We start from the raw sequence: 14,986 nt of genomic DNA on the forward strand, positions 1-14,986 counted from the left end.
CCTCACCGGCCGGCCGCCGCCGGCGCTCCGCCCGGGGCGGGGCGGGCCACTGCGGCCGGGTCGGGCACCGGCAGGACGCCCAGGCCGGCCCGGTCGGGCGTGCGGACGGTGCCGTCGGCGCCGCCGATGCCCTGCCACGGGTCGTGGGCGAGCAGCAGGTGCCCGTCCAGGTCGATCCAGCGGGCCCGGTCGGCCAGGTGGACGGCCGGGGCGATGCCGAGCGAGCTGGCGGCGAGGCAGCCGAGCATCACCTCGGTGCCGCTGCCCCCGAGGGCGGCGTGGATGCGCAGCACCTGGTGCACGCCACCGCACTTGGCCAGCTTGAGGTTGACGCCGTGGACCCGGCCGGCGAGCCGGCAGGCGTCCTCGTGGTCGACGGCGTCCTCGTCGGCGATCACCGGGACCGGGGAGCGCTCGGCGACCGCGGCGAGCACGTCGGGGGTGCCGGCCGGGATCGGCTGCTCGACGGCCTCGACGCCGGCGGCGGCGAAGGCGGGGATCAGCCGCTGGGCCTGGCTCGCGGTCCAGGCGCCGTTCGGGTCGAGCAGCAGCCGGGCGCCGGGGGCGTGCTCCCGGACGGCCCGCACCCGGGCGAGGTCGTCCGCGGGGTCGGCCGACCCGGCCTTGACCTTGAGCACGGTGAACCCGGCGGCGACCAGCCGGGCGGCCAGGACGGCGGCGCGGTCGGGCGGCTCGATGCCGATGGTGCGGGCGGTGCCGGCCGCCACCGGGGCGAGTCGGCCGAGGAGTTGGTGGACGGGTGCGCCGGCCCGCTTGCCGACCAGGTCGAGCAGGGCGGCCTCCACGGCCGCCAGCACACCGGCCGGCAGCTCCTTGAACGGCACGGCGCCGCGCTGGAGTTCGACCAGGGCGGTCTCCGGGTCCGGGAAGCGATCCAGGCCCGGGCGGAGCGCGTCGGCCTCGCACCGGATCCGGTCGGCGGGCAGCCGAAGGTAGGCGCTGGCGACGGCCTCGCCGTGACCGGTCAGCCCGCCGTGGTGGACGGCGAAGTGGACGGCGTCGCGTTCGGTGGTCACCGCGCGGGAGATCCGCAGCGGCTCGGCGAGCCGGAGCCGCACGGTGCGCAGGTCGAGCCTCATCGCTCCCCCTCGGGTCGGTCGGCGCTCCGGCCGGCGCACTCGGTGCGGTCGGTGCGCCCGACGTGCTCGGCGTGTTCGGCGTGCTCGGTGCGCCCGACGTGCTCGGTGCGCTCGGTGCGGTCCGCACGGGCGCTGCAGCCCGCGGGGCGCGCCGGGACCGTGCGGCCGGTGCGGCAGCGGGCCCAGCCGGTGACCTCGACGGCGGCCGGGTGCGGGATCTCGATCGGCCGCAGGGCGGCCCGGTCCGGCTCCAGGCCGTGCCGCCGGCAGAACCCGTCGTCGTAAACGGTGCCCAGGTAGCGGTGCGGGCCGTCCGGGAAGACGGTGGCCACGGCGGCGCCCGGTCGGACCCGGGCCGCCCAGGCCGCGACCAGGGCGACCGCGCCGGTGCTCCAGCCACCGCTGACGAAGGCGCCGCGGGCCAGCCGCCGGCAGGCGTCGACCGCCTCGGCGGGGCCGACCCAGTGGATCTCGTCGAAGGCCTGGTGGGCGACGTTGCGCGGGTGGATCGAGCTGCCGAGCCCGCGCATCAGCCGGGGCCGCGCCGGCTGGCCGAAGATGGTGGAGCCGACCGAGTCGACGCCGATGACCCGCAGGTCCGGCCACCGCCGCCGCAGCGGCTCGGCGAGCCCGGCGCTGTGGCCGCCGGTGCCGACGCTGCACACCAGCACGTCCAGGTGGTCGAGTTCGGCGCCGATCTCCTGGGCCATCGCCAGGTAGCCGGCCGCGTTGTCGGGGTTGTTGTACTGGTCGGGCCAGTAGGCGTCCGGGAGTCGGTCGAGCACCGCGCGCAGCCGGGCCAACCGGGCGGCCTGCCAGCCACCGTGCCGGGCCGGCCGGTCGACCAGCTCCAGCCGGGCACCGTGGGCGTGCAGCAACTGCCGCATGGACGGCTCCAGTTCCTGGTCACCGATCAGCACCACCGGGTGGCCGAGGGCCTGTCCGGCGAAGGCCAGGCCGATGCCCAGCGTTCCCGAGGTGGACTCCACCACCGTGGCGCCGGGCCGCAGTTCACCGCGGGCGCGGGCGCCGCGGAGCATGGCGACGGCGGAGCGGGCCTTCATGCCGCCGGCGCCGAGCCCCTCCAGCTTGGCCCAGAAGCCGGGGTGCGGGTGCGGCAGCGGGGTGGTGATCCGGGCCAGCGGGGTGCGGCCGAGCAGCGGCAGCAGATCGGGGTTGCCGAGCGCGGCCGTGGTGAGCAGTGCGGTCACCGGCCCTCACCGCCCACCGGGGCGACGTCGCCGCAGTCGGGAGTGCGGGCGGGAGCAGGGGCGCGGCCGTGGTCGGGGGTGTGGCCGGGGGTGTGGCCGTGCCCGTCGCCGCCGTACAGGTGGATCGTGCTGGGGCCGCCGTCGAGCCAGAAGAAGGGGTAGGGCTCGGCGCTCACGGCGCTCACTCCCCGGCCGAGCAGCCGGGGCAGCACGGCACTGCCGGTCTGGGCGAACAGCACCAGCGGTTTGCCGGTGGCGCGGGCGTGGGCGAGCAGCGGGTCGAGCGTGCCGTTGCCGAGCGTCATGCCGGAGGCCAGGATCGCGTCGCAGGCGTCGAGCAGGCCCGGTGCGTCCGGGTGGACGGGCTCACCCCACTCCGTGGTGCCCCCCTTGAGGTCGCAGGGCAGGTAGCCGACACCGCGCGAACGGAGCTGCTCCAGAAGCGAGTTGACCACACCGACCACCAGCACGCGACGGACCCGGGCGAGCGGGAGCAGGCGGACCACGGCGCCGGCCCGGGCACGGGACTTCTCCAGCGAGCTTCCGGCCGGGACGGTGACCCGGCGGGCTCCGTGCGCCCAGCCGTGCGGCAGGCAGTGCGCCAGGTAGGCGTCCAGGGCGGCGACCCGGACGGGGGTGAGCGGGTGGTCGAGCAGCTCGGCCACGCTCGCACCGACGCAGTCGGCGAGCGTGTCGGCGGGCAGGCCGCCGGGCTCGACGGCGCAGGAGCCGACCGCCTCGCCGAGACGCAGACTGAGCACCTCGTTGCGGTAGCCGCAGGCGCGCCCGGGGTGCCGGACGGCCTGGGCGGTGCCGAAGGCGAGGGCGATCCGCTGCCCGGCCGGATCGGGCCCGTACGCCCCGGCGCGGGCCTGGGCGACGATCCGGTCCAGCGCGGTCCCGGCCGTGCCGATGGTCCCGGCTGCGCCCGGCGCCCCTGCCCCACCCAAGGCCCACGGGTCGACGACGGCCCCGGACGGCGCCGGGGCGTCCGGAACGGCCGCGGTCACGCGGGCACCGCCGCGGCCCGGGCCGGACGGTCCGCGGTGGGGCCGGCGGCGGGGCCGACGGTTGCCGCCGCCTCGGATCCGCCGATGCCCACGGCTCCCGCCGCGGCGGCCTCGAAGCGCGGCGCCAGCCCGCCCAGCAGCTGTTCGGCCGCCCGCCGGGCCCCGGCGCCGGCGGTGTCCGCCGTCATCACGTGCCCGAGGTACTCGTTGTTGCTGGTGGCGGGCCGCACCTCGCGGCCCGGCTCGGCCAGCGCCAGCTCGACCACCGCGGGATCGCGCCGGACGGCGGCCTCGCCGTCGAAGCCCGCCAGCGGGCCGGTCTCCTCGCCGTCCGGGACGAGGAAGGCGATCGCGGCACTGGCGACCCCGGTGGGGCGGACGACGAGGTCGGGCCGGCGGCCGAGGGCGACGTCGACCGCGGCGGCGGCGAGGTCGACCCCGGTCACCCGGCGGACCAGTTCGGTGATCCGGTTGCCGGCCGGCCGCGGGTTGACCTCGACCACCCGGGGCCCGGCGGGGGTCAGCTTGATCTCGGTGTGCGCGACGACCTGGTCCAGGCCGAGCGCCGCGAGTGCCGCCACGGCGGTGTCGGCGGCCGACGCCGCCTCGGCCGGATCGAGCGCGGCCGGGAACATGTGGCCGGTCTCGATGAAGGCGGGCGCGCCCCCCACGCTCTTGTCGGTGATCCCGACGACGTGGGCGGTACCGCCGGCGGAGACCGTCTCCACGCTGACCTCCGGCCCGGTCAGCAGTTCCTCCAGCAGCGCCACGGGCGACCGCTGCTGACCCCGGGCGTTGACCGGGAACTCCTCCAACGCCTGGAGCGCGGCGGCCAGTTCGCGCTCGTCGGCGACGGCGCGCACCAGCATCCCGGCGCACAGGTCGACGGGCTTGACCACCAGCGGGAACCCGATCGCCCGCGCGGCGGCGGCCGCCTGCTCGCGGTCGGTGCAGAGCGCGTACGCGGGGCCGGGGACGCCGGCCCCGTCGAGGGCCCGCCGGGTGAGGTCCTTGCGGCAGGCCGCCGTGACGGCCTCCGGCGCCGGACCGGGCAGGCCGAGCCGGCGAGCCACCCGGGCGACGGTCGGCAGGTAGTAGTCGCACGAGGAGAGCACGCCGTCGAAGCCGAGCGCCGCGTGCATCCGTTCGGCGTACGGGAGCAGCGCGTCCGGGTCGTTGGTGTCGGCGGTCAGGACGTTCTCCGCGGCGAGCAGCGGGTGCGGGCCGCCGGCGGGGGCGGACCGCAGGTAGTGGTGCAGGTCGCGGGTGAGGAACGTGAAGCGGTGGCCGCCCTCCCCCAGCGCTCTCGGCAGCAGCCTGCTCATGGAGCCGACCCAGCTCTCGATCACCAGCAGATGCGCCACGGCTCTCCCTCTCGACGGCTACGGCAGCCCGGCCCGGCGTGCCGAGGGAGAAGGTAACGGCATTCGTTTTCATTTTCAACACGCCCCGGCCGTTCACCCGGCGAAGCGTCAGATGAAAGTCGTTTTCATGTAGAGTCCCGAACAGTCGCCCGCACCCAGCCCCCGGGAGTGAACTGATGCATCGTCAATCCCCTTATGAGATCCGGCAGGCGAGGCCCGGCGATGTGCCGGGTGCACGCCGGCTGATCCTGGACACGTTCTACCGCGAGTTCGGCTACGGATACGTCCCCGACTGGCACGCCGACGTGGTCGACCTCCAGGGCCACTACCTCGACCACCCCCGCCACGCCCTGTTCGTCGCCGCGCACGGCGGCGAGGTGGTCGCCACCACCGCGCTGCACTCGTCCGGGCCGACCCATCCGCCGCACCCGCGCGAACTCGCCGAGCGCTACCCGTCCGGCACCACCGCCCAGCTGGTCCGGGTGTACGTCCGGGCCGGCCACCGGCGGAACGGGCTGGCCCGCGAACTGGTGCGCCGGGCGTGCGAGTTCGCCGCCACCGAGGGCGGCTACCGGCGGCTCTACCTGCACACCAACACCGCAATCCCGGGCGCCGAGGCGTTCTGGCGCAGCCTCGCGGAGGAGGTCTACGACGCCCGCCCGACCGGCGAGCACGGGCCCGGCGTCGCGACCGTCCACTTCGAGATCCCGCTGCGGCACCCGGCCGCCGTCTGACCGGCCCGACCGCCGCCCGTCCGACCGGATCGCCGCCCGACCGCCCCAGCCACCGCCCGACCGGCCCGGCCGACGCGGACGACCCGGCCAACACCGACGGCGCGGACGGCACCCCGCACCCGACACTCGGACGGGTGCATCCCCTCAGTAGAATGTGACGCAGGTCACATCGAAGGTCGAAATTTCCGGGGACGGATTCCCCGTTTGCTCTTTCGAAGGCATAAGCGGGGACACCGTCCCCGGTACGCTGGTAAAGCGGGGAGAACTTCCCCGGTACGCTGGAAGGAGCACGCAGTGAGCAGCACCGCCGCCGCCACCACACCGGTCCGCACCGCGGAACCCGCCCGCACGCCCAAGCTGCGCGCGGACGCGACCCGTAACCGCGAGCGGATCATCCTGGCGGCGCGGGACGCTCTCGTCGAGTACGGCGCGGACGCGCCGCTGGACGAGATCGCCAAGCGGGCCGGGGTCGGCAACGCCACGCTGTACCGGAACTTCCCGGACCGCACGGCGCTGATCCGCGAGGTGGCGCTGCTCGTCAAGAACCGCGTGCTGGCCGGCGCCGAGGCGGCGCAGGCCGAGGGCGGCAGCCCGTTCGACGCCCTCCAGCGGTTCGTGCACGCGACGGTCGAGGAGAAGGTCGGTGCCCTGTGCCCGATCCTCACCAACCGGGTCGACGTGCACGATCCCGACCTGGTCGGCGTCCGCGAGCGGATGACGACCGCGGTGGTGGAGCTGATGGACCGCGCCAAGGCGGCCGGCGAGCTCCGTCCGGACGTCGACCACGGCGACCTGTTCATCGCGATCAGCCAGCTCACCCGCCCCCTCCCGGGCACCTCCTGCCAGCTCCTGGACGAGTTCGTCCACCGCCACCTGCAGCTGTTCCTGGACGGACTGCGGGCACCGGCACCGTCGGTCCTGCCCGGCCGGGCCGCGACCTTCGAGGACTTCCACTCCGACCACTGACCTTCGGCCGCTCCGACGGCCGGCCCCGATGACCCGACCGCCGCGCACCGCGCGGCCGGTCCTCCGCACGCCGACTGCCCCTACCGTGCACGCACCGCACCGTGAAGTGAGTACCCCCATGCCAAAAACCGACGCCCTGTCCGCCACGCAGCCTGATCCGCGGCGCTGGAAGGCACTGATATTCATCGGCCTCGCGCAGCTGATGGTCGTCCTCGACGCCACCATCGTGAACATCGCGCTGCCCTCGGCCCAGAAGGACCTCGGCATCACCGACGGCAACCGCCAGTGGGTGATCACCGCCTACGCCCTGGCCTTCGGCGGCCTGCTGCTGTTCGGCGGCCGGGTGGCGGACCTCTGGGGCCGCAAGCGGACCTTCGTGGTCGGCCTGACCGGCTTCGCGCTGGCCTCCGCCCTGGGCGGCGCCGCCGCCAACACCGCCATGCTGCTCGGTGCCCGCGCCCTCCAGGGCGTCTTCGGCGCCCTGCTCGCGCCGGCCGCGCTCTCGCTGCTGGCCGTGATGTTCACCGAGGCCAAGGAGCGCGCCAAGGCGTTCGGCATCTACGGCGCCATCGCCGGCGGTGGCGGCGCGATCGGCCTGATCCTCGGCGGTCTGCTGACCGAGTACATGAACTGGCGCTGGACCTTCTTCGTCAACATCCCGTTCGCCATCGTCGCCGCGGTCGGCGCCGTGCTGGTGATCCGCGAGCCCGCCGAGGGCCGCAACCGCAACCGCCTGGACGTCCCCGGCGTGCTGCTGGTCACCACCGGTCTGGTCGCCCTGGTCTACGGCTTCACCCGCGCCGAGTCCGACGGCTGGTCCTCCGGCATCACCATCGGCCTGTTCGTCGCCGCCGCCGTCCTGCTGGCCGCGTTCGTGCTGGTCGAGCGGAAGGTCAAGGCGCCGCTGCTGCCGCTGCGCGTCGTCCTGGACCGCAACCGCGGCGGGGTCTACCTGTCGCTGGGCCTGGCCGTGATCGGCATGTTCGGCCTCTTCCTGTTCCTGACCTACTACCTGCAGATCGTGCTCGGCTACAGCCCGGTGCTGACCGGCGTCGCCTTCCTGCCGATGGTGGCGGGCATGATCACCGGCTCCACCCAGATCGGCGCCCGGCTGATGACCCGCGTTCCCGCGCGGTTCCTGATGGCCCCCGGGTTCCTGGTCGCCTCGATCGGCATGCTGCTGCTCACCCAGATCGGCCTGGACACCTCGTACCCGGCGCTGATCCTGCCCGGCCTGATCCTGATGGGCCTCGGCATGGGTACCGCGTTCATGCCGGCGATGAGCCTGGCCACGCACGGCGTCCAGCCGCGCGACGCGGGCGTGGCGTCCGCCATGGTCAACACCTCCCAGCAGGTCGGCGGCGCCATCGGCACCGCGCTGCTGAACACCATCGCCGCCAGCGCCACCACCACCTGGCTGGCCGCCCACGCGGGCGCCGCGACCAGCCCCGCCGCCGCCAAGGCGGCGCAGTTCCAGGGCATGGTGCACGGCTTCTCGACCGCGATCTGGTGGTCCTTCGGCATCCTGGTGACGGCTGCGGCGATCGCCTTCGTCCTGGTCAACGCCGGTCGCCCGGGCAGCACCGTGGCCGCCTCGTCGGGCGACGGCGCGACGGCGAGCAACGACATCCCGGTGCTGGTGCACTGACGGCCGGGGGTCCACTCGGGTGCGAAGCGGCCCGTCCGGTGTTCCGACACCGGGCGGGCCGCTCGCCGTTTCCGGCGCGGGACCGGCCCCACCGCCCACGGGCAGCCGCATCCCCCTCGAACCGGCGGCCCCGGTGGACGAGAATGGAGTGGCCCACCCGGCCGGTGCGCTCACCCGCACCCGGGCGTGTCCGTCCCGTGCGCCGCACGGCGACGGCAGCCGGTGGCGGCACCGCGGCCACCGACCGCCCCCGACCGCCCCCGACGTGGAACGGGAGGACATCGTGCACCACCGCACCGACGACCGCACCGACGATCTCGCCGACAGCAGGTACCTCCTGCTCACCACCTTCGGCGACGACGGCAGCCGGGTGGAGTCGCAGAGCTGGGTGGTCGCCGACGGCACCGCCCTCGGCATCTGGACCACGACCCACTCCGACGAGGCCGAGCGCATCCGGCGCCACCCCCGGGTGCTGGTCGGCCCCTGCGACTCCCACGGGCGCCCGACCGGTCGCCCGGTCCCGGCCCGCGCGGCGGTCTGCGACGCGGACGCGACCGCGCGCTACCGCATCTCGCTGCTCAACAAGTACGGCATGTCGGCGCTGATCGCGCTGGCCCGCAGCCGGCTCCGGCTCGGTCTGGCGGGGACCGTCGGTATCCGGATCACGATCAACGAGCTGGAGCCGCGGCTGATCGGGCCGGAGTGGCCGCCGCCCACGACGTACTGCCCGAACTGAGCCCTGCGTCCTGCTCGAACCGAGCCCTGCGCGGGCGGCCGTCGGCGCCGTGGCTGCGGGCACGTGGACGCACGCCGGTGCGGGGCGGACCGGGGTGGCCGGTGCGCCCCGCGCCGTGTCAGATTCCGTCCTCCGGTGCCCTGGCGAGATCACCCGGCTCGCACGCCTCCCGGCCGGTGCCGACGTGCACCACCCGCACCGCGCGCTCCGGGCCGCCCGGCACCACCCGCTGCTCGTGCCCGCAGCGCGGACAGAGCAGCGGCGCCCGAGACCTCCGGGGCTGCGGGTCGGGCGGTCCACCGGGCGCGGCCCGGGTGGCGCCGCCGCGTTCCGACGCCGTCACGTCAGCGGGTGGGTCGGAATCGGGCTGACCTCCTGGATCTCGCCGTGGGCCTTGGTGAGCAACTGCGAGGCGAGGTCGTTGAGCGCCCGGGCCGCCGCGATCTCCTCACCGACCCGCAGCTGTTCCGGGTCGGACGGGTGACGGCTCGTGTACCCGTGGGCGCGCAGCTCCGTCCCGTCGCCCAGCCGGAGCAGAGCGGCGGCGGCCGTCCGCGCCCCCTCCTCCCGGAACTCCATCTCGATGTGCCAACCGACAAGAGTCTGCATGGCGGATCACCTCCAGCGGTTACTCCTCCAGGGTGCGCCGCACCCCGCGGGAACACCAGGCCAGAGCCCTCCGGGGCGGCGGCCCGGACAGCTCGTCGGGCCGGGGGACGGCCCGCACCGGCCACCGGTCCGGCCCGATCCGGGCGGGTCGGGCGGGTCGCGGTGGGTCGCGGTGGGCCTTGTCGGCCCGCGCCGGCGGGCGGGCCGGTCGGTACGGTCGGTGCGGCCGATCGGGTGAAGCCGCCGGGGTCCGGCGTCAGGCCGACCGGTCAGGCCGGGTGTGCGGGGACGGTGACCAGCAGGGTGGCACCGTCCAGGGTGCGGACCTCGAAGCGGTCGATCTCACCGGGCTGCAGACCGGTGCCGCCGGTGGTGTGCAGCACCGCGCCCGGGGCGCCCGCGGTGCCGTAGCCGGCGGCCGGGACGCTCCAGGTGGTGACGGTCTGGCGCGCGCCGGTGCCCGAGACGGCCACCAGTTCGCAGCTCAACGGGCCTGGTACGTGCGAGAGTTCGAGACTGACCCGGCTCCCCCATGCCGCGCCGTCGAGCCCGACCGTGGCGCTGGCTCCGGTGGTCGGGTCGGTGGCGCTGAACTTCTGCTCGGCGACGGCGACCACACCGGGCGTGGAGTCCGCGCCGACCACGACGGCGGTGACGGCCGGACCGGCCGCCACCATGACCGCCGCCGCCGCGACCAGCACCAGCCGGCGGACCCGGCCCCGTCGGCGGACGACCGTGACCTCGGCGACCAGCCGGTCCAGCAGCAGCGGGTCCGGCTGCGGCGCGGGGTCGGCGAGGTCCAGCCCGGCGGCCTCGGCGGACGCCGCGTACTCGGCCAACAGCGGCTCGACGGGCCCGAGTTCGGCGACCTGGGCGGTGCACTCGGGGCAGGTCTCCAGGTGTGCGGCGAAGGCGGCCCGCTCCTCCGGTTCGAGCAGGCCGAGGACGTAGGCGCCGACGTCCACGTGGTCGACGCCACGACCGGCGGGCTGCACGGGGGGCTCAGAGCCCTCGGCCCGCTCCGGGCCGGCGGGCTTCCGCTCGGGGCCGCCGGGACCGGGCTCGGACGCTGTCACGATGTCACTCCCCGTTCCTCCAGCGCCAGCCTGAGCGAGCGCAACGCGTAGAACACCCGCGACCGGACGGTACCGGCCGGGATGCCGAGTTCGGCCGCCGCCTCGTTGGCCGTGCGGCCCATCAGATAGGTCTCGACGATCACCTGCCGATGCGCCTCCGAGAGGTCGCCGAGCGCCTCGGAGATCGTCATCAGCCTGAGCGCGCGGTCGAGTTCGTCCTCGGCGGGCAGCAGTTCCAGCGGTGCCGGGTCGACCTCGTCCGGCCGGGCCAGGCGGCTGCGGTGGCCGTCGATGACGATCCGCCGGGCCACCGTCACCAGCCAGGGCCGCAGCGAGCCGGCCGACGGGTCGAGCCGGTGGATGTTGCGCCAGGCCCGGACCAGCGTCTCCTGCACGACGTCCTCGGCGCGCTGGCGGTCCCCCGCGACCAGGTGCAGCACGAACCCGAAGAGCGGCCCTGCATGGTCCCGGTAGAGGGCGCGCATGAGGTCCTCGTCCGGGGCACCGCCGCCTCCTGCGGCCGCACCGCGGTGCGGGTGCTCCTCGGTCACCACGCCATCTTCGCGCACCCGTACCTCCGGGTCGAGATTTCCACGTCCGGGCCGGACCACCGCCGGGACGGCTCAGTAGGCGCCGTAGCCGCCCGGGGTGCTGGACATCGAGCCGCCCGACGGGGAGCTCGCGGGTGCGCCCGCCTTGGCGCCGGTCGGGGTCAGCGCGAACCAGGTGCCCTGGACGCCCTGGCCCTTGGTGTCGCCGGGCTTGGTGTCCGGGGCGTAGCGGTAGACCGGCCAGCCGTTCAGGGTGAGCTGCTTGCTGCCGTCGGCCCGGGTGACGGTGCCGACCAGCTTGGAGTCGATGCCCTTGACCGTGGCCCCGCCGGAGGCCGGGACGGGCGGCCAGGTCGCGGCACAGGTGCCGTTGCAGTCGGACATCGACGGGTTGGCGGTGTCCTTGTCGAAGCGGTAGACGGTGAAGCCCGCACCGTCGGTGACGATGGCGCCGAGCTTGGGGTCGGTGGCGGTCTGCAGGGCGACGGTGCCGGAGGCGCCGCCCTGGGTGCCCGAGTTGCCGGGGCTGCTCGGCGCGGCGGGTGCGGTGGTGGCCGCCCCCGAACCGGAGCCGGACGAGGACGAGTAGCCGGACGACCCGCAGCCGGCGGCCAGGGCGCCCGCGGCGATCCCGGCCGCGGCGACGACGGCGATCCGGCCGGGCCGGCCGATCCGGGCGGTGCGATGCGTACGGCTGGTAGAGCTGGTGCTGTGCATGGTGCGCTCCCCCGTGGGACAGGGCCCCCGGCGGGACGCGCCTTCCGGCGGGCCGCGCGGGGTACGGACACCCACTTGTACGGACGGGATCGGCGAAGTGCTCAACCGGCCGCCGGAAAGCCTCGGAATAGCCCGCGGGCGGCGGCGGTTGTCGCGGGCACATGGCCTGAACCGCCGCCTCCGGAAGGGCAGGAATCGCGAGATGAGCAACACGGTCGAGCTGACCAAGGAGAACTTCGACGAGATCGTCCCCGGCCCCGAGGGGAAGGACTTCGTCTTCATCGACTTCTGGGCGGAGTGGTGCGGCCCGTGCCGGCAGTTCGCGCCGGTGTTCGAGAAGGCGGCGGAGCGCCACCCCGACCTCGTCTTCGCCAAGGTGGACACCGAGGCGCAGCAGGAGCTGGCCGCGGCGTTCGGCATCCAGTCGATCCCCACGCTGGCGATCATCCGCGAGGGCGTGCTCGTCTTCTCGCAGCCGGGCGCCCTGCCGGAGGCCACCTTCGAGGACCTGATCGGCCAGGCGCGGAAGCTGGACATGGCCGAGGTGAAGCGCAAGGTCGAGGCGGAGCAGAAGGCTGCCCCGCAGGCCTGACACCACTTCGTGACGGCGGTAGGCCCGGGCGTATGAGGCGCCCGGGCCGCCGGCGTGCCCGGGTCCGTCTGCGTGCCCGGGACCGGTCGGCCTCGGGCCGGGACCGGTCGGCCTCAGGCCGGGGCTGGTCGGCCCTCACACCGGGCGGGCGGCCAGACCGTCGAGGAGGAGCCGCAGGGCGAGCTCGAAGCCTCGTTCGTCCAGCCCGGGCGCGCCCCCGCCCGGCCCCCCGCTGCGCTCGGCGGAGGCCTCCAGGGCGCCGGCCAGGGCCGGGTAGCCGGGGCGGTACTCGGCGGCGGGCCGGGCGAATCCGGCGGTGAAGGTCTCCAGCGCCGAGCCGAGCACCAGGTAGTCGAGCGCGGCGGCCGCCTCGGCCGCGTCGGCGGGGGTGAGGCCGGCCCGGCCGAGCGCGGCGAGCAGGGTGTCGTAACCGAGCAGCTGGCGCTCGGCCCCGACCCGGCGGCGGGCGAGCAGCGCGATGGTGTGGGGGTGACGCAGGAACGCGGCGCGGTAGCCGCGGGCGTAGGCGGCGACACCGGCCCGCCAGTCGCCGTCGGCACCGCCGCCGGAACCGGCCGCACCACCCGCATCGGTCGCATCGGCCGCTTCGGTCGCGGGCGCGAGCGGGCCCAGGTCGATCTCCGCGTTGACGAGCTCGGCCAGCGCGTCGATCAGCTCGTCCTTGCCGCTCACGTGGTTGTAGAGCGAGGCCGCCTTCACCCCCAGCCGGTCCGCGACGGCCCGCATGGTGAGGCCGTCCGCACCCTGCTCGTCGACCGCGTCGAGAGCGGCCCGGGCGATGCTCTCCCTGCTCAGCAGCGGCCTGCTCGGTCGTCCCACGGTGTTCGCCCCTCCCGGCCGGCTGCGGTCGCCCCACGTTATTACAGACCGGTTTCGGCTCTTCCGATGCCCCGGGTCGGCAGGCTACCGTCCCGGACTAACAAAGTTAGTTTTTCATGTCGGGCCCGGTGCGGGCCCGCCCCGGACGACGGCAAGGTGGACGCCCCGTGACCGAGAACCCCTCCAGAGCCCGGACCTCCCCGGCTCCCCCGGCCACCCCGGCCGCTTCCCCGGCGGCGCCCGCAGCCGCCGCGCCGGCCGCGGACGCCGACCGGCTGGCCGCTCTCGGCTACCGCCAGGAGCTGCGCCGCAGCCTCGGCGTCCTCGGCAACATCTCGATGGGTTTCGCCGTCGTCTCCCCCGTGGTCGGCCTCTACGCCGTGAGCCAGGTCGGCCTCGGCGTGGCGGGCGGCGCCTGGGTCTGGGCACTCCCGGTCTGCCTGCTCGGCCAGCTGCTGGTGGTGGCCGTCTACTCGGAGCTCGCCTCCCAGTGGCCGCTGGCCGGCGGCGCCTACCAGTGGAGCCGGCGCCTGGCCGGGCCGACCTTCGCCTGGCTGACCGGCTGGCTGTGGCAGTTCGCGGTGATGTTCGCCAACACCACCGTGGCCTATCTGGCCTCGCCCTGGTTCTTCGCCCTGTTCGGCCTGACGCCCACGCCGGCGCAGCTGGTGCTGGTCTCGGCGGCGTTCATGCTGTTCTGCGCGCTGGTCAACGCCTACGGGATCAACCTGCTGCGGTGGTTCGTCTCGCTGGGCATCGCCGCCGAGGCGGTCGCCTCGGTCCTGGTCGGCTTCGCGCTGCTGCTCTTCTTCCGGGCGCACGGCTTCGGCCTGCTCACCGACCTGCTGGACGCGCCCGCCACCGCCGGGGTCTCGACCGGCGGCGCCTTCCTGGCCGTGGTCGCCGTCGGCGGCTGGGCCTTCATCGGCTTCGACGCCTGCGTCTCCACCGCCGAGGAGACCAAGGACGCCGGCCGCCAGGTGCCGCGCGCGATGTGGTGGGCGCTGCTCAGCGTGGGCGCGGTGGTCGTGCTCAACGCCGTCTCCGTCGAGCTGGCCCACCCGGACCCGGCCGCCGTGGTCCGCGGGGAGGACCTCGACCCGGTCACCACCGCCGTCACCGCCGGCTTCGGCGACTGGGCCGCCAAGCCGTTCGTGGTGGTCGTCCTGATCTCGTTCACCGCCTGCCTGATGGCCTCGCAGGGCGGCGCCGCCCGCGGCCTCTACTCGCTCGCCCGCGACGGCGTCTTCCCGTTCGCCGCCAAGGTCCGCAAGGTCAACCGGCACCGGGCGCCGATCGGCGGGCTGGTCGCGGCCACCCTGGTCAGCGCGGCCGCGCTGCCGCTCGGGCTGGAGTCCACCGCGATGGGCAGCCTGATCACCTTCGGCACCGCCGCCACCTTCCTGCCGTTCTTCCTGCTCTGCCTGGCCGCCCTGCTCGCCCGGCTGCGCACCGGCTGGCGCCCCTGCGGCCCGGTCTCCTACGGGCGGGTCGGGACGCTGGTCAACGCCCTGGCGGTGGTGTGGACCGGGCTGGAGGTGGTCAACATCTGCTGGCCGCGCACCATCCTCGCGCCGCCCGGCGCGCCCTGGTACCAGGTGTGGGCCGCGCTGCTAGGCACCGGGCTGGTGACCCTGGCGGGCCTCGGCTACCTGCTGGTCCGGCGGCCGCAGCGGCTGATGCGCGACGACGCCCTCGGCGAGCGCGAGCGGCCGGGCGGCCCGGAGGAGCCGGCTCCCGCGGTGCTCTGACGCGGGCGGGGCGCGGCGCGGCGGGGTCGTCGGAGCGGGCGACCGCCGCGCCCCCTGCTCCGGCTCCGCACTGCGACGGCT

15 protein-coding genes are annotated in these 14,986 nt (G+C 75.4%); 6 read left to right on the forward strand and 9 right to left on the reverse strand.

The window, feature by feature from the left end; genetic code table 11:
- Positions 1-2: 2 nt before the first annotated feature.
- The 4 genes from RMN57_RS10260 to RMN57_RS10275 all read right to left on the reverse strand — a co-directional run bounded on the left by RMN57_RS10260 (position 3) and on the right by RMN57_RS10275 (position 4,685).
- Positions 3-1,100 (reverse strand): dipeptide epimerase, encoded by a 1,098-nt coding sequence (locus RMN57_RS10260; RefSeq protein ID WP_313763077.1) that lies wholly within the window; start codon positions 1,098-1,100, stop codon positions 3-5.
- On the reverse strand, positions 1,097-2,302 hold the full coding sequence (locus tag RMN57_RS10265; protein ID WP_313767769.1) for a pyridoxal-phosphate dependent enzyme: 1,206 nt from the start codon (positions 2,300-2,302) through the stop codon (positions 1,097-1,099). Before RMN57_RS10265 ends, RMN57_RS10260 begins: the two co-directional genes overlap by 4 nt.
- A 5-nt stretch (positions 2,303-2,307) precedes the next feature.
- Positions 2,308-3,225, reverse strand: coding sequence for a Rossmann-like domain-containing protein (locus RMN57_RS10270; protein ID WP_313767770.1), 918 nt, complete (start codon positions 3,223-3,225; stop codon positions 2,308-2,310).
- A gap of 92 nt (positions 3,226-3,317) precedes the next feature.
- Positions 3,318-4,685, reverse strand: a complete 1,368-nt coding sequence (locus tag RMN57_RS10275; protein ID WP_313763078.1) for an ATP-grasp domain-containing protein — start codon at positions 4,683-4,685, stop codon at positions 3,318-3,320.
- A 176-nt stretch (positions 4,686-4,861) separates the two neighbouring features.
- Here RMN57_RS10275 and RMN57_RS10280 point away from each other — a divergent pair, with 176 nt between their 5' ends.
- From RMN57_RS10280 to RMN57_RS10295, 4 genes are all read left to right on the forward strand, one after another.
- Complete coding sequence (locus tag RMN57_RS10280; protein WP_313763079.1) at positions 4,862-5,419, forward strand: GNAT family N-acetyltransferase; 558 nt, start codon at positions 4,862-4,864, stop codon at positions 5,417-5,419.
- A gap of 294 nt (positions 5,420-5,713) precedes the next feature.
- The gene (locus tag RMN57_RS10285; RefSeq protein WP_313763080.1) at positions 5,714-6,385 is read left to right on the forward strand and encodes a TetR/AcrR family transcriptional regulator; all 672 of its coding nucleotides are present in this window, start codon (positions 5,714-5,716) and stop codon (positions 6,383-6,385) included.
- 118 nt (positions 6,386-6,503) lie between these two features.
- Positions 6,504-8,033, forward strand: coding sequence for an MFS transporter (locus RMN57_RS10290; protein ID WP_313763081.1), 1,530 nt, complete (start codon positions 6,504-6,506; stop codon positions 8,031-8,033).
- Positions 8,034-8,166: 133 nt separating this feature from the next.
- Positions 8,167-8,769, forward strand: a complete 603-nt coding sequence (locus RMN57_RS10295) for a PPOX class F420-dependent oxidoreductase (protein ID WP_313763082.1) — start codon at positions 8,167-8,169, stop codon at positions 8,767-8,769.
- A 339-nt stretch (positions 8,770-9,108) separates the two neighbouring features.
- Here RMN57_RS10295 and RMN57_RS10300 read toward each other — a convergent pair whose 3' ends face one another.
- The 4 genes from RMN57_RS10300 to RMN57_RS10315 form a co-directional block, all read right to left on the reverse strand.
- On the reverse strand, positions 9,109-9,378 hold the full coding sequence (locus tag RMN57_RS10300) for a DUF1876 domain-containing protein (RefSeq protein WP_313763083.1): 270 nt from the start codon (positions 9,376-9,378) through the stop codon (positions 9,109-9,111).
- Positions 9,379-9,647: 269 nt separating this feature from the next.
- The gene (locus tag RMN57_RS10305) at positions 9,648-10,454 is read right to left on the reverse strand and encodes a zf-HC2 domain-containing protein (protein WP_313763084.1); all 807 of its coding nucleotides are present in this window, start codon (positions 10,452-10,454) and stop codon (positions 9,648-9,650) included.
- Positions 10,451-11,023 carry a sigma-70 family RNA polymerase sigma factor gene (locus tag RMN57_RS10310; RefSeq protein ID WP_396327935.1) on the reverse strand — a complete coding sequence of 191 codons (573 nt, stop codon included), beginning with the start codon at positions 11,021-11,023 and terminating at the stop codon, positions 10,451-10,453. Before RMN57_RS10310 ends, RMN57_RS10305 begins: the two co-directional genes overlap by 4 nt.
- 54 nt (positions 11,024-11,077) lie before the next feature.
- Positions 11,078-11,722 carry a hypothetical protein gene (locus tag RMN57_RS10315; protein ID WP_313763085.1) on the reverse strand — a complete coding sequence of 215 codons (645 nt, stop codon included), beginning with the start codon at positions 11,720-11,722 and terminating at the stop codon, positions 11,078-11,080.
- Between RMN57_RS10315 and trxA the strand changes: the two genes are divergently transcribed.
- The gene (gene trxA, locus RMN57_RS10320) at positions 11,721-12,314 is read left to right on the forward strand and encodes a thioredoxin (RefSeq protein WP_313763086.1); all 594 of its coding nucleotides are present in this window, start codon (positions 11,721-11,723) and stop codon (positions 12,312-12,314) included. The two genes, RMN57_RS10315 and trxA, sit on opposite strands and share 2 nt — an antisense overlap.
- Positions 12,315-12,449: 135 nt before the next feature.
- On the opposite strand, the gene RMN57_RS10325 is transcribed toward trxA, so the two are convergent.
- Positions 12,450-13,154: a TetR/AcrR family transcriptional regulator C-terminal domain-containing protein gene (locus RMN57_RS10325; protein WP_313763087.1), complete on the reverse strand. Its 705-nt coding sequence runs from the start codon at positions 13,152-13,154 to the stop codon at positions 12,450-12,452.
- A gap of 167 nt (positions 13,155-13,321) precedes the next feature.
- Here RMN57_RS10325 and RMN57_RS10330 point away from each other — a divergent pair, with 167 nt between their 5' ends.
- Positions 13,322-14,905: an APC family permease gene (locus RMN57_RS10330; RefSeq protein WP_313763088.1), complete on the forward strand. Its 1,584-nt coding sequence runs from the start codon at positions 13,322-13,324 to the stop codon at positions 14,903-14,905.
- The last annotated feature ends 81 nt before the right edge of the window (positions 14,906-14,986 follow it).

This window comes from Kitasatospora sp. CM 4170 (assembly GCF_032110285.1).
In the GTDB taxonomy this organism is placed as follows: domain Bacteria; phylum Actinomycetota; class Actinomycetes; order Streptomycetales; family Streptomycetaceae; genus Kitasatospora; species Kitasatospora aburaviensis.